Genomic DNA, 13313 nt, shown 5'->3' with positions numbered 1-13313 from the left:
CACCAGAGGCATTTTGGCCCTCTGCCGGGTCATCGTGATGCTGCTAAGTCATTGATTTATTGGTCGGGACGACAGGATTCGAACCTGCGACCCCCACACCCCCAGTGTGATGCGCTACCAGGCTGCGCTACGTCCCGACCGCCAACGACCGCGCGGCGGGCGTTGGAAGCGCGCCTATATGGCGGTGCTTTCGCAAAAGCAAGGCGGTTTCGCTGGTTTGACGTTGCGTCAAAGAGGTGCAGGTGATAATCGCGCCCGATTGTTTCACCGCACCGATCAAAAGACGGTGCCTTAAAATTAATGTCGCAAGGATTTTCGATGGATTCGCTTCTCTTTTTGGCCGCTGCAACGGCTGCCGGTGGTTCGGCTTTTTTTGTGCAGATCATACCGCTGCTCCTGATTTTCGTAGTCTTCTATTTCTTCCTCATCCGGCCGCAGCAAAAGCGCGCGAAGGATCATGAGGCCAAGATCAATGCGGTCCAGAAGAACGATGAAGTGGTCACAGGCGACGGCCTGATGGGCAAGGTTATCAAGGTTGCCGACGACCATGTAGAGGTCGAAATCGCCCCCAATGTGCGGGTCAAGGCCTTGAAATCGACGCTAGCTAACGTCCAGTCGCGCGGCACCAAGGCGGCGAATGACTGAATGAACGGGGTTGAACGCTAAGGCGTCCGACCCCAAATCCCCAATTCCTGTCCGTTCGGAACTGAATTATGTTAGATTTCCCCCGTTGGCGCGTTTGGATGTTGAGCCTTATGGTTCTCGCTGGCGTGATGCTTGCGATTCCCAGTGTTTTGCCGACCAGCATCCGTGCCCAGGTGGCGCAATATCTGCCTACACCGACAATCAATCTGGGGCTGGATCTTGCCGGTGGCAGCCATATCCTGCTAGAGGCGGATACGTCGCAATTGGCCGAAACGCGGTTGGAGGCGTTGGAGGAAAGTGTGCGTTCCGCTATGCGCCGGGCCGACCCAAGGATCGCCATTGACGATGTATCGCGCGCAAACGGGCAATTGAGTTTTACCGTCACCGACAGTTCGCAAATCGATGCGGCGCGTGAAGTGTTGTTGCCGCTTACCAGCAACGCGACCAACACCCTTGACTGGAATTTCGCAGTAGTCGACGGCAACCGGATTGTCCTTTCCCCCGCCGGTTCAGGCGACGAAACCGCGCTCGATCAAGCCATGGATACCGCGAAGGATGTGATTGATCGCCGTATCAATGCGCTCGGGACGTTGGAGCCTACCATCATCCGGCAAGGGGAAAATCGCATTGTGGTGCAGGTTCCCGGACTTGATGATCCCGAAGCATTGAAAGCCCTGATCGGCAAAACCGCGAAGCTTGAATTCAAGCTTGTCGACGAACAGGCCGACCCTGACCAGACTGCAAAGGGTATAGCACGCGTCGGCAGCCAGGTGTTGCCTTATCCGGAAAATCCCACCGGCCTGCCGACTTTGGCGGTGCGCCGTTTGGGCGGTATTTCCGGCGACAAGCTGATAAAGGCCGACCCTACATTTGACCAGCAGACCAACGAGCCAGCCGTGACGATCCAGTTTGACAGCGAAGGTGGCCAAAAATTTGCGCGCATGACGCAGCAGAATACGGGCAAGCTGTTTGCGATCATATTGGACGGACAGGTCATTTCCGCGCCACAGATCAGGGAGCCGATCTTTGGCGGTATCTCGCAAATTTCTGGCAGTTTCACTGTTGAAAGTGCCAACGCCTTGTCGATTGCGCTGCGTTCGGGCGCGTTGCCGGTTGACCTCAAAATTGTAGAGGAGCGCTCGGTCGGCCCTGACCTTGGTGCAGACTCTATCCGCCGCGGCGTGCTGGCGGCGATGATTGGAACCACGGCCATATTGGTGCTGATGTTCCTCGTTTATGGCCGCTTTGGAATGTATGCCAATATGGCTCTGGTCATCAACATCGCCCTGATTTTGGGCGTGATGGCGATGGCCAATGCTACCCTGACGCTTCCTGGTATTGCCGGTTTTGTGTTGACCATCGGGGCCGCGGTGGATGCAAACGTGCTGATTAACGAACGTATCCGTGAAGAATTGAAGCGGGGCCGGCGCATCGTTCAGGCAATTGAATTCGGCTACAAAGAAGCCAGCCGCGCGATTTTCGATGCGAACAGCACAAACGTGATTGCAGCGGTGTTGCTCTTCATCTTTGGCTCGGGCCCCATTCGCGGCTTTGCCGTCGTTTTGATGATAGGTATCGTCACATCGGTGTTCACCGCCGTTACGCTGACCCGTATGTGGGTCGCCGGATGGGTCAAGCGCACCCGCCCGCAAGAACTGGTTATCTAAGGTACATTGACATGAAACTCCTCAAGCTTGTTCCCGACGATACCAATATCGATTTCCTGAAATGGCGGGTTTTCGCCTTTGGTATCAGCCTGTTGTTAATGGCGGCATCGGTCGGTTTGGTTGCCACAAAGGGCTTGAATTTCGGCGTCGATTTCATTGGCGGGCAGATGATCCGGGCCACCTTTACCCAAGTCGCCGAGGCGCCGGTTTCCGAACTGCGTGCTAATGTTGCAACCTTGGGTTATGGCGAGCCTACGATCCAGCGCTTTGGCAAGGAAAATCAGGTTTCTATCCGCATGAAGCTGCCTGATGGGGCCGATAAAAATCCTGAACTTGCCAATGCGATGGCGGTGAAGATTATCGACAAGCTGAAGGCGGATTATCCCGGTGTGCGGATTGACGGGAAGGATTCGGTGTCGGGCAAAGTTTCCGAAGAATTGTTCGGTAAGGGGATGCTCGCGCTTTTGGCCGCAATGGCGGGGGTTTCGCTGTACATCTGGATCCGGTTCGAATGGCAATTCGGGGTCGGGGCGATTTGGTCGCTGGTGCATGACGTGACGCTGACCTTCGGGCTCTTTTCTTTGTTGGAGCTGGAATTTGACCTCAATATTATTGCGGCGTTGCTGACGATTATCGGTTATTCGCTGAACGATACTGTCGTGGTTTATGACCGAATACGCGAAAATCTCCTGAAGTTCCGCAAGATGGACATGGCCGGTTTGTTGAACCTTTCGGTCAACGAAACACTGGCCCGTACCGTGATGACCAGCGTGTCGATTTCGTTGCCCTTGCTGGTTCTGGTATTCTTCGGCCCTGATGTCATCTTCGGTTTCAGCCTTGCGATGGCGTTCGGGATTATCATCGGCACTTATTCCTCCATCTATCAGGCGGCACCCATATTGATCTGGTTGAAAGTCGGACCGCACAGCTTCGTCCCCAGCGAGGGCGTTGCATCGAAAGCCGAACGTATGGACGAAGGATTCGGCGCGCAGCCTTGATAGCGTTTCGATGAAGCATTTGACCTCTCCTCTTCAGGGGAGAGGATAGGAAGCCTTATTGATTTAGCAATTAGGCGAAGTTGGAGAGGGGAGAGTTCACGCCCAAACCTCTCAGCTCGCACTTCATCGTTGCACCCCTCTCCGCTGCGACTAGGCGGCAAGCCGCCAAGTCTCGCGCCTCTCCCCTAAAGGAGAGAGGTCAATGGGGGCAGTCCCCAAACGCCCTAACGAACAACATCCCTGAAAAAAGATGCCAACTGACTGGCATTTTCATCCCATGAAAAGGCGCTGACATTGGCGGCAACTGCCTCGCGTGGGGGAGGATTGGTGAGGATATCGTGCACGGCGGCGGCGATTGCTTGCGGTGTGCGGTCGACTATACGGCCCGCCTCTGGGGTTTTGACCAATTCGCGAATGCCGCCCACATCGCTTGCGATTATCGGTGTTCCACAGGCGAGTGCTTCGACCCAAGCGTTGGCCAGTCCCTCGCTGGCGGACACCAGCGCCATCACATCCGCCGCCGCGAACAGCGCAGGCAGGTCATCATGCGGCACACTGCCCAGAAAGGCCACCCGATCGGCCACACCCAGTTCCGCCGCCAGCGCACGAAAGTCGTTTTCGCTCTCACCCTTGCCCGCCAACATCAACATGGCGTCGGGCAGCGTCGGTAGCGCAGCAATCAGCAGATCCTGACCCTTGCGGGGAATAAGCGCCCCGACGCTCAAAATAAGGGGACCCGAAATGCCCAGCTTCGCCTTTTCCGTCACCCGGTCACGCCGGAGGAACCGGGTCTGGTCAAGTCCGGTATAATGTACGCGGATTTTGGCGGCATCGATGCCCAGCGCCACCATATCGGCCTTGAGCGCGCTAGACACGGCAAGCAATCCGGCCGCTTTGTCAGCGGCCTCCAAAATTTGTGCGGTACATCCTGGCTGCATCCCCCAATGGTGGATATCGCTGCCGCGTGCTTTAATCGTGAAGGGGATGCCAAGCGCTTGCGAAAGCCGCATCGCCGCCGGACCGTCGGGATAGAAAAACTCTGCATCAATAAGGTCAAAGTCGATCTGAGCGTGCAGTTTTCTAGCCAGCGGAAGAACGGCTCTGGCAATGGCCGCCGGATTAAAGCGACCGCCAAATTTGGGAACGGCAGTAAATTGGGGGCGATACACTTCCAGTTCACCCCATCGTTCACGATTTGGCAAGTTGCGAAGCTGGGCCTGTTCGCCAAATTGCGACAAGGGCCATGGAGCAATACCAACCGGATTGACTACCGTCACCGCGATGTCGCGAATTGCAGTCAATGCCGCTGTTTGCCGTTCGACAAATATTCCGAAATTGGGACGACAGGCCGCCGGAAACAGCGTCGAAAGCGTGAGTATACGCATATCGATGCCCTATAATGGTCGCATAAGGCGGACCGCTTTTGCGATCCAGGCAGGATCGGCAACGACTTGCTGGCGGGCGCCTGCTTCCAAAGGAAGGATATGCAGCCTGCCGTCTTCGCGGCCCAATAGTCGCCCGAACAGGAATCGGCCGCCGGGGCGGGGGACAAGTACGTCAAGATTGAGCGCGGTCGCAAACGCAACGGGCGGTAATTGCTCCATCCACAGTTCGTCGCCGCGTCGATATTCGCCCGACGTCGCCGCAATCCGCAATCCGATCATCGAACCACCGATATTAGGAACCATGATGCGTTCTTCTTTTGTCGGGGCATGGGTCCCATCATCATGCAGTACCGCCGCGACGGGCAGATATTGCTGATCAGGCAGGGCCACCAGATCGCTTGAATCGACACCAAGGGCATCGGCGATACGGTTTATCCAGATCAGCGACAAAACGCGCATTCCGGTTTCGAGGCGCCCGATAGTTTGCGCCGTTGTCGCTGGTTTGCAACGGGCGGCGACGTCGGCGAGTGTTAGTCCTTTGGCCTTGCGAACATCTCGAATTCGGCTTTGCATCGATTTTTTCCTATCACCATATAGGTTTTTTCTTTCCTACATTGTTTACCGCATGGCAAGAGTGATTCGTGTCAATCGGAGAAGAAACTGTGCCCCGCAAAACAACCGCTACAACCGAATTTACTGATCCCAGACCCTTGGTCGAACGTGCGCTTTACGAACCGGATCGGAATGGCAGAAAGGTTCAAGCTAACCGAACTGTAACATTCAACATGGCCGAATCCCCTTTATGCTGGCTTCATGCAAGGGGATATTTGACGGATCGTCAACTTTTGGCCGGTGAGAATTTGCGTGGTGATTATGAAGCTGCTGCGATGGGTCCGCACGTCACTATGTGCTGGAACGATGCGCCACGAGACCGGCAAAGGCGCGGCGCACTGCAGGGTCTGAATGCGACCGAGCGCATGATGTCGGCAAAAGCCCGATTTGACGATGCATTGGTGTATTTAGGGCGGGGTCTTTCCGATATCGCCTGGCGCGTCATTTGTGCCGGTGAGAGTATTCCGGTCGCTGAACGCGCTATGACCTGGCCTGTGCGTTCCGGCAAAATTGTCCTGCGGATCGCGCTTGACCGGCTGGCTGAATATTACCGTTTGCCGGGATGAGAAGGGCCTAGCCCGCCAACTCCTCAACCAGCATCGCCAGTTCTAGCCACCGTTCTTCTGCGGCTTCTTTTTCGGCGCGCAGCGTGTCGCATTTTTCTGTCAGTTCGGAAAAGCGTGCCGGGTTACGGCTGTAGAGCGCGGGGTCAGCCATTTCTTTTTCCGCGGTCGTAATTTCCACGTCGATGGCCTCGATGCGGCCCGGCAGCAGATCATAATCGCGCTGGTCCTTGTAGGTAAGCTTTGCGGGGCGGGCCGGTTGCTTTTCTGTTGAATTTCCAGAAGCTATATCGGCTGTGAACTTGTCGGCTTTCTTGCGGGCTTCGGGCCGATCCCGACGATCCCGTTTAGCCTCCCAGTCGGCATAGCCGCCAGCGATAATATCGACCTTGCCCGACCCATCGAGGCCGAGTGTGAGGTTCACTGTGCGGTCGAGAAAGTCACGGTCGTGGCTGACGATCAGGACGGTGCCGTCATAATCGGCGATCACCTCTTGCAGAAGATCCAGCGTCTCCAGATCGAGGTCGTTGGTCGGCTCGTCCAGCACCAGCAAATTCGCCTCCCGCGCAAATTCGCGGGCGAGCAATATGCGCGACTGTTCGCCTCCGGACAGCGTGCCGATGCGTGCCTCGATCAATTCGGGGTCGAACAGAAATTCCTTCAGATAACCCTGCACATGTTTTCGCACGCCACGCACATCGATCCAATCGCTGCCATCGGCCAGCACGTCGCGCACGCGTTTCTCAGGCGACAAAAGCTTGCGCTGCTGGTCGATGACAATACCGGTCAGCGTCGGCGATAAGGTGATATTGCCAGTATCGGGCGGCGCCTCGCCGGTCAGGATGCGGATCAGGGTGGTCTTTCCCGTCCCGTTGGCGCCGACAATACCTATCCGGTCCCCGCGCTGGATACGCAGCGTGAAGTCCTTGATGATAGTGCGTTCACCAAAGCTTTTGCCGACAGCCTGGGCATTGATGACGGTCTTGGTCTTGCTATCGTCGCTCGCCGCAGCCAGTTTGGCGGTGCCCTGCGGTCCCATCATCGCCGCCCGCGCCGCGCGCATTTCGTACAGCTTGGCAAGGCGCCCTTGGTTGCGCTTGCGCCGCGCGGTCACGCCGTGTTCCAGCCAGTGCGCCTCGATCTTCAGCTTCGCGTCCAGCCGGTCGGCGTTACGCGCGTCATCGGCATAGACCCGCTCGGTCCAGGCGTCGTAACCGCCAAAGCCGATCTCGTTCCGGCGCAGCAAGCCCCGGTCGAGCCAGAATGTCTGTCGCGTCAACCGCGTCAAAAACGTCCGGTCATGGCTGATGACCATGAACGCGCCGCGATAGCGGGTCAGCCAGTCTTCGAGCCATTCGATAGCGGCCAGATCGAGGTGGTTGGTCGGCTCGTCCAGCAACAGCAGATCGGGCTCGCTCGCCAGCGCCCGGCAGATCGCGGCGCGCCGTTTTTCCCCACCGCTCGCGGTTTTTGCTTCCCGGTCGAGGTCGATGCCCAACTGGTCGGCAATCGCACGCACGGCATATTCGGGTGGGCCTTTCTCGCCATGGACCGCAAAATCCACCAGCCGGTCAAAGGATGCGACATCAGGGTCCTGGTCGAGCATGACAATATTCGTGCCGGGCACGACAACGCGCTTGCCCCTGTCAGCCTCAACCGTTCCGGCGACCAGCTTCATCAACGTGGTTTTGCCCGCACCGTTACGCCCGATGAGCGCCAGCCGGTCGCGCGCGCCGATGAACAGGTTGATATCTTCAAACAACCAGCCGCCGCCTTGCTGCAGCGCGAGATTTTCAAAAGCAAAGATGGGGGGTTGGGACATGGCTGCGCGGATAGGGGTAGGGCGGTTGCATTGCAACCTTCTCCGGGGTGTCAGGCTGAACTTGTTTCTCGCACACGCTCGCTTTAGGACTCGAAGCTAGCGAAGGGGGCCTCTTATATGCGTACCATTTACCTCAACGGCATCTACATCCCCAAAACAGAGGGTAACGTATCGGTCTTTGACCGTGGCTTTCTATTTTCGGATTCGGTGTATGAAGTTGTTTCGGTTCTGGGCGGCAAGCTCGTCGATTTCGACGGCCATGTGCAGCGCCTGGCCCGTTCCTTGGGTGAGCTTGGCATAGCGGGAGCTCCCGACGCCGACGCATGGCTGGCGATCTGCCGCGAACTGGTTGCGCGAAACGCGGTGGAGGAAGGCATGATCTATTGGCAGGTCACGCGCGGCGCGCCGGCCGACCGGGACTTTGTCTTTCCCGCGCCCGGCACCGCGCCAACGGTGCTGGCCTTTACACAAAGCCGGCTACTCGCCGATAACCCGTCCGCCGCGCGCGGCATCCATGTCGTCACTTTGCCCGACTTGCGCTGGGGCAGGGCGGACATCAAGACTACCCAATTGCTTTATGCATCCCTGATGAAGAATGAGGCGATTGCACGCGGAGCCGATGACGCATGGATGGTCCGCGACGGCTTTATCACCGAAGGAACCGCCCAGAACGCCCATATCATCACCAAGTCGGGATGCCTGGTCACCCATCCCCTAAATCGCGAAATCCTGCACGGCATTACCCGTGCGGCAGTCCTGCCGCTGGTGACGCATCATATTGAAGAACGACCTTTTTCTGTCGACGAAGCGGAACAAGCGGCCGAAGCGTTCGTTTCCTCCGCCTCTGGCTTTGTAATGCCGGTTGTGCGGATAAATGATCAGGTAATCGGCGATGGCAAACCCGGTTCGGCAACCGTTCAGCTTCGCAAAGCCTATATCGATTGGGCACGCCGTACCGCTATATGATTGTTCGGCGCTATGTAGGAGCAAGAATATGCGTAAGTTGATTTTGGCAGCGCTTTTGGCAACAGGCGGCATGACAGCGGGGGACGCGATGGCAACGCAGGTAAATATCACGGCAACCAATCCGGTCATTGACCTGACGATCAGCGACACCGTCGAAGCCAAGCCCGACATCGCGACATTTTCAACAGGGGTACAGACCTTGGCCCCGACCGCGAGCGAAGCAGTGCGCCAGAATAACGTGCAAATGGCTTCGGTCGTCGCACGCCTCAAGACACTGGGTATTGCCGACAAGGATATCCAGACCACGCAAATCAGCATGAACCAGCAGTTCGATTACCGCGATGGCCAGCAGGTTTTCAAAGGATATCAGGCATCCAACATGGTCAACGCCAAGTTGCGCGATCTGAAAAAGCTCGGCGCGTTTCTAGATGCGCTGGCGGTGGATGGCGCGACCAATTTTAACGGTCCGACCTTTGGAATAGATGACGACAGCAAATATCGCGAAATGGCCCGCGACAAGGTGTGGGCAACGGCAATGGGCCGGGCCAAATCCATGGCGAAAAAGGCAGGATATACCAATGTGCGTGTTTTGCGTGTTGAAGAAACCGATGGCCAAAATGGCGGCTATCAGCCCATGCCGATGATAGCACGCACGATGGATGCTTCGGAAAAGTCGACCCCGATTGCACCGGGCGAACTGAGCGTCGGGGCGACGGTTTCCTTCACTTTTGAAATGGTGAAGTAAAGCGAAGTCCGTGAGCGAACTTTACCGTCGCGCCCCTCACCAACTCCGCCTAGGCCTGACGGCCAAGGCTCCGTATCCTCTCCCCTGAAGGGGAGAGGGGGAGTTCGGGCGCTGCTTCACGGAAGGCAAGGGGACTGTCCCCAACGGTTCCAAAGCCCACCAAACCACCCCATCAACCCTAACAAAAGGTTGATGCCCCATTCAGATTGTGTTCAAGGCGGTTTGCTAAACGAGTGCTATGTTGAACCGAAAGAAAATCCTGTCTTTGGCTATGTTGGCCGCTATCGCCGTATCGCTGCCTGCCGACGCGCGGCGCGGTGAACAGGATGATGCGCGGCAAGATTGGCAGCAAGGGAAAGTCAAATCCTTGCGCGAAATCGAAGGCAGCGTTGTTCCTCGTATGCGCGGTATGCAATATCTGGGGCCTGAATATGATCCTTCGGCGCAGGTATATCGCCTGAAATTCATCAACAAAGATCGCGTTATATTTGTCGATGTGGATGGCAAAACCGGCGGTATCTTGCGTCAACGTTGATAGGATTTTGCGCGCGGCGGCGAATCTGCTAGCCCATTTCCAACATTATTTAGGCATTTGAAGGGGACAGCATGCGTATCCTTATTGTGGAAGACGAACCAACATTAGGCCAGCAGTTGAAATCGACGCTGGAAGGTGCGGGTTATGCCGTGGACCTGTCGGTCGATGGCGAGGACGGCCATTATATGGGCTCGACCGAGAATTACGACGCCGTCATTCTCGATCTGGGTCTTCCCGAAATTGACGGCCTGACCGTGCTGGACCGTTGGCGCAAGGAGGGACGCAAATTTCCCGTTCTTGTCCTGACCGCGCGGGATAGCTGGTCGGACAAGGTTGCCGGCCTTGATGCGGGCGCCGATGATTATCTGGCAAAACCCTTTCAGACCGAAGAATTGATTGCACGGCTGCGCGCGCTTATTCGCCGTGCTTCGGGCAACGCGTCTTCGGAACTGAACGTCGGCGATGTGCGTCTGGATACCCGGTCGGGTCGGGTCACTCTGGATGGCCAGCCGGTAAAGCTGACCGCGCAGGAATATAAGCTATTATCCTATCTGATGCACCATAAGGGCAAGGTCGTGTCCCGCACCGAGTTGATCGAACATATTTACGATCAGGATTTCGACCGCGATTCCAACACGATCGAAGTGTTTGTGACCCGTATCCGCAAGAAACTGGGGCAAGACGTTATTTCGACAATCCGTGGCCTAGGTTATAGCCTAGAGGAACCGGTCAGCTGAATCCGCCTGCCGTCATAAACACGGCGGTGAGCGCCCCGTCTTGGCGGAGCCAGTTTCAAAGCACGGGTTCGCTTACCCGCCGCATGATCCTGACGGCGGCGGCGTGGATTACGATATTGCTGATTGGCGGCGGCGCGGCACTTGACCGTGTGCTGACCAGTTCGGTCGAACAGAACTTCGACAATCAGCTCGAATATGTTCTGACCGCCATGATTGCGTCGGCAGAGATTGGCCCCGATGGCGAAATAAGGATGAACAGGCCCTTGGGCGACCAGCGTTTTCTGGAGCCTAATAGCGGTCTTTATTGGCAGATAACAGGACCTGGCGCGATGCCGTTTCCGTCGCGATCTTTATGGGACCGTGCCTTAAAATCACCGGCAGGACATAATGACCAGGCTGTCCATTTTCGTGATAGCAACGAATTTCGGGATGAACCGTTGCGTATTGCCGAACGCAATATCAAGCTGCCGGATTCCGACATAAGCTGGACCTTCATGGTGGCGCAAAGCCGCGATAGTCTAGATGGACAGATTCAGGAACTGCGGTCCGTTCTAGTCATAAGTTTTCTGCTTTTGGCGTTGGGGCTTATCATATTGGCCGCGTTGCAGACATTTTACGGGCTATGGCCACTGCGTGCTGTAAGGCAGGCAATCGCCCAAATGCGGAGCGGTCGCGAAAGTCGTGTTACCGATGCTTTGCCCGATGAGGTGATGCCGATGGTCAATGAACTCAACGCATTACTTGACCATAATGAGAAGCAGGCTGAAGAGTCGCGGCGTCATGCGGGCAATCTCGCCCATGCGCTAAAGACTCCTTTGACGGTCATTATGAACAGCGCGACCGCGCAGGCGTCGGACCTTTCTGAAACCGTCATCCGCGAAGCTACCACCATGCGGCGGCAGGTGGACCACCATCTCGCACGCGCACGTGCCGTCGGACGTCGCGGCCACAGCCACAGCCGCGCGCAAGTGTGGGACAGCCTTGAATCGGTTGAACGTGCAGTGAGCCGTTTGTATAGCCATGTAAGGCTGGACATGGCGGGCGATAATACCCTCGCGGCGCGTGTGGAACGGCAGGATCTGGACGAAATGCTCGGCAACCTGATCGAAAATGCGGCGAAATATGGCGGCGGCAGTGTCTTTGTAACGGTCGAAGATGCAGGCGATTTTGTCGAATTGCTGGTTGAAGATGATGGCCGCGGAATTCCCGAAGGCGAACGCGAACGCCTGTTCGACCGCGGCGCACGGCTGGATACCGGCAAACCCGGAACCGGCCTCGGCCTCGCGATTGTGCGCGATGTCGTGGAAATCTACGGCGGCTCGGTCAAATTGGAAGAGAGCGAAGATCTTGGCGGGTTGCTCGTGCGGCTAAGGCTGCCGAAAGCGAACGTTTAGAAGCACGTCACCTGAAATTGTCCGCGTAAGCCTGAATTTTCAAAGTCTTTGTCGGCGACGGGATCAACGTCGCGTTTATGCCCTTTTTTGCGGCATATGCGCGGGCTGTTTCCAGCGACGGGAAATTCAATTGTACTTGTGACTGGGTGTCACCAGATCCAGCCCAGCCCATCAACGGGTCTGCTTTGCGTTGTTCGGCCGGAGTATATTCCAGCACCCATTCATCGATCCGCGCTTTACCTGATTGCATGGCGTTTTTGCTGCGTTGATAGATTCGTGCGGACATCGGCAATTCCTGATTGAAATTATGAAGTCGCCTTGCGCCAAAAATGGCGGATTCGTCAAGCGCTGCGTGCTTGGGCTTTCTTTGTCTTCAGGCTGGCCACGCTTTCCCATGGGGCATCGGGCCAATTATGTTTGGGATAGCGGCCGCGCATTTCCTTGGCGACGTCGCGCCAACTGCCGCGCCAGAATTCCGGCAGGTTGCGGGTCGTCTGGATCGGGCGGCCTGCGGGAGATGTCAGGCTCAGTACCAGCGGCAGGCGTTCGATGCCGATGCAGGGATGTTCGTCCAGCCCGAACAGCGCCTGCACTCTCAGTTCCACCGTCGGTCCGGCCTCGGCGGCATAGTCGACCGGATGGGTGGTACCGGCGGGGCTGGTGAAATATGCCGGGGCGAGCCGTTCCACCAGTTGTTTGCTGTCCCAGCCGAGCAGATGGTCGAGTACGTCGGAAAGCGCCTGTTTCGAAATATCCCGCAACCGCGCCGCGCCGTTCAGGCATTGGGGGAGCCACTCGTCGAGAGTTTCCAGCAAGCGGGCGTCTGACAGCGCGTCGTGTCCGGCAAAGGCCGCCCGCGCGCGCAACGCCATGGCGGCATCGGACCAAGGCAGCGCGGCTATGCCACATTGGCGAACCGCCGACAGCAACGCGTCAGCCAGCACCGCTTGGTCGGCCTTGGCGACGGTCGCTTCGCGCAGCACAATCGCGCCGAGCCTTTGCCGTTGCCGGATCTCGACGCGGTCGTTGGCGGCATCGTAGCGGGTTTCGGTCTTAGTTTCCAAACGATCTGAGAACAGATTGAGCACTTCGGCCTCGGTCAAGGCCGCGGCGGAAAGGATACGCGCGCCGGACGCTGCGCCTTGCAGGTCGGCGACGGCGAGCCATTCTGCCTGTGCCAACGGCGAAAGCGGGTCGAGCCGCAGACCACGGCCCAGCGCGCTGATCCAGTTTTCGCCCTTGGC

Annotated in this window: 14 protein-coding genes and 1 tRNA gene; 9 read left to right on the top strand and 6 right to left on the bottom strand. The window is 57.2% G+C overall.

Annotated elements, in window-relative coordinates; genetic code table 11:
* Nucleotides 1–60: 60 nt before the first annotated feature.
* A tRNA-Pro gene (locus ACEW72_RS10635) sits at nt 61–137 on the bottom strand.
* Between the two features lie 181 nt (nt 138–318).
* Between ACEW72_RS10635 and yajC the strand changes: the two genes are divergently transcribed.
* The 3 genes from yajC (at nt 319) to secF (ending at nt 3310) form a co-directional block, all read left to right on the top strand.
* Nucleotides 319–645 (top strand): preprotein translocase subunit YajC, encoded by a 327-nt coding sequence (yajC, locus tag ACEW72_RS10630; protein ID WP_373476356.1) that lies wholly within the window; start codon nt 319–321, stop codon nt 643–645.
* Between the two features lie 68 nt (nt 646–713).
* The gene (gene secD, locus ACEW72_RS10625; protein WP_373476355.1) at nt 714–2312 is read left to right on the top strand and encodes a protein translocase subunit SecD; all 1599 of its coding nucleotides are present in this window, start codon (nt 714–716) and stop codon (nt 2310–2312) included.
* Nucleotides 2313–2323: 11 nt separating this feature from the next.
* Nucleotides 2324–3310, top strand: a complete 987-nt coding sequence (secF, locus tag ACEW72_RS10620; RefSeq protein ID WP_373476354.1) for a protein translocase subunit SecF — start codon at nt 2324–2326, stop codon at nt 3308–3310.
* A gap of 224 nt (nt 3311–3534) precedes the next feature.
* On the opposite strand, the gene ACEW72_RS10615 is transcribed toward secF, so the two are convergent.
* Nucleotides 3535–4701 (bottom strand): glycosyltransferase, encoded by a 1167-nt coding sequence (locus ACEW72_RS10615; protein WP_373476358.1) that lies wholly within the window; start codon nt 4699–4701, stop codon nt 3535–3537.
* 3 nt (nt 4702–4704) lie between these two features.
* On the bottom strand, nt 4705–5268 hold the full coding sequence (locus ACEW72_RS10610) for a helix-turn-helix domain-containing protein (protein WP_373476353.1): 564 nt from the start codon (nt 5266–5268) through the stop codon (nt 4705–4707).
* Between the two features lie 212 nt (nt 5269–5480).
* Between ACEW72_RS10610 and ACEW72_RS10605 the strand changes: the two genes are divergently transcribed.
* Nucleotides 5481–5873: a DUF6456 domain-containing protein gene (locus ACEW72_RS10605; RefSeq protein ID WP_373476357.1), complete on the top strand. Its 393-nt coding sequence runs from the start codon at nt 5481–5483 to the stop codon at nt 5871–5873.
* A 7-nt stretch (nt 5874–5880) separates the two neighbouring features.
* Here ACEW72_RS10605 and ACEW72_RS10600 read toward each other — a convergent pair whose 3' ends face one another.
* Nucleotides 5881–7692 (bottom strand): ABC-F family ATP-binding cassette domain-containing protein, encoded by a 1812-nt coding sequence (locus tag ACEW72_RS10600; RefSeq protein ID WP_373476352.1) that lies wholly within the window; start codon nt 7690–7692, stop codon nt 5881–5883.
* A 117-nt stretch (nt 7693–7809) separates the two neighbouring features.
* Here ACEW72_RS10600 and ACEW72_RS10595 point away from each other — a divergent pair, with 117 nt between their 5' ends.
* From ACEW72_RS10595 to ACEW72_RS10575, 5 genes are all read left to right on the top strand, one after another.
* On the top strand, nt 7810–8658 hold the full coding sequence (locus tag ACEW72_RS10595) for a D-amino-acid transaminase (protein WP_373476351.1): 849 nt from the start codon (nt 7810–7812) through the stop codon (nt 8656–8658).
* 28 nt (nt 8659–8686) lie between these two features.
* Nucleotides 8687–9403 (top strand): SIMPL domain-containing protein, encoded by a 717-nt coding sequence (locus ACEW72_RS10590; protein ID WP_373476350.1) that lies wholly within the window; start codon nt 8687–8689, stop codon nt 9401–9403.
* A gap of 238 nt (nt 9404–9641) precedes the next feature.
* On the top strand, nt 9642–9938 hold the full coding sequence (locus ACEW72_RS10585; RefSeq protein WP_373476349.1) for a hypothetical protein: 297 nt from the start codon (nt 9642–9644) through the stop codon (nt 9936–9938).
* A gap of 71 nt (nt 9939–10009) precedes the next feature.
* Entirely contained in the window at nt 10010–10675 is a 666-nt protein-coding gene (locus tag ACEW72_RS10580) for a response regulator (RefSeq protein WP_373476348.1), read from the top strand.
* A 26-nt stretch (nt 10676–10701) separates the two neighbouring features.
* The gene (locus ACEW72_RS10575) at nt 10702–12069 is read left to right on the top strand and encodes an ATP-binding protein (RefSeq protein ID WP_373476347.1); all 1368 of its coding nucleotides are present in this window, start codon (nt 10702–10704) and stop codon (nt 12067–12069) included.
* Between the two features lie 7 nt (nt 12070–12076).
* Here ACEW72_RS10575 and ACEW72_RS10570 read toward each other — a convergent pair whose 3' ends face one another.
* Both ACEW72_RS10570 and ACEW72_RS10565 read right to left on the bottom strand, forming a co-directional pair.
* Nucleotides 12077–12355, bottom strand: coding sequence for an ETC complex I subunit (locus ACEW72_RS10570; protein ID WP_373476346.1), 279 nt, complete (start codon nt 12353–12355; stop codon nt 12077–12079).
* A 55-nt stretch (nt 12356–12410) separates the two neighbouring features.
* The coding region (locus ACEW72_RS10565; protein ID WP_373476345.1) for an ATP-dependent helicase C-terminal domain-containing protein at nt 12411–13313 on the bottom strand (903 nt) is incomplete at its 5' end.

Source organism: Sphingorhabdus sp. (assembly GCF_041737645.1).
In the GTDB taxonomy this organism is placed as follows: domain Bacteria; phylum Pseudomonadota; class Alphaproteobacteria; order Sphingomonadales; family Sphingomonadaceae; genus Sphingorhabdus_B.
The sequence above is the reverse complement of the archived record's forward strand: the minus strand, read 5'-3'. Positions and strand labels throughout refer to the sequence as shown.

Excerpts from the sequence above, each read along its gene's own strand:
- yajC (WP_373476356.1), top strand. The coding sequence starts at position 319 with ATGGATTCGCTTCTCTTTTTGGCCGCTGCAACGGCTGCCGGTGGTTCG.
- secD (WP_373476355.1), top strand. The coding sequence starts at position 714 with ATGTTAGATTTCCCCCGTTGGCGCGTTTGGATGTTGAGCCTTATGGTT.
- secF (WP_373476354.1), top strand. The coding sequence starts at position 2,324 with ATGAAACTCCTCAAGCTTGTTCCCGACGATACCAATATCGATTTCCTG.
- ACEW72_RS10610 (WP_373476353.1), bottom strand. The coding sequence starts at position 5,268 with ATGCAAAGCCGAATTCGAGATGTTCGCAAGGCCAAAGGACTAACACTC.
- ACEW72_RS10605 (WP_373476357.1), top strand. The coding sequence starts at position 5,481 with ATGGCCGAATCCCCTTTATGCTGGCTTCATGCAAGGGGATATTTGACG.
- ACEW72_RS10600 (WP_373476352.1), bottom strand. The coding sequence starts at position 7,692 with ATGTCCCAACCCCCCATCTTTGCTTTTGAAAATCTCGCGCTGCAGCAA.
- ACEW72_RS10595 (WP_373476351.1), top strand. The coding sequence starts at position 7,810 with ATGCGTACCATTTACCTCAACGGCATCTACATCCCCAAAACAGAGGGT.
- ACEW72_RS10590 (WP_373476350.1), top strand. The coding sequence starts at position 8,687 with ATGCGTAAGTTGATTTTGGCAGCGCTTTTGGCAACAGGCGGCATGACA.
- ACEW72_RS10585 (WP_373476349.1), top strand. The coding sequence starts at position 9,642 with ATGTTGAACCGAAAGAAAATCCTGTCTTTGGCTATGTTGGCCGCTATC.
- ACEW72_RS10580 (WP_373476348.1), top strand. The coding sequence starts at position 10,010 with ATGCGTATCCTTATTGTGGAAGACGAACCAACATTAGGCCAGCAGTTG.
- ACEW72_RS10570 (WP_373476346.1), bottom strand. The coding sequence starts at position 12,355 with ATGTCCGCACGAATCTATCAACGCAGCAAAAACGCCATGCAATCAGGT.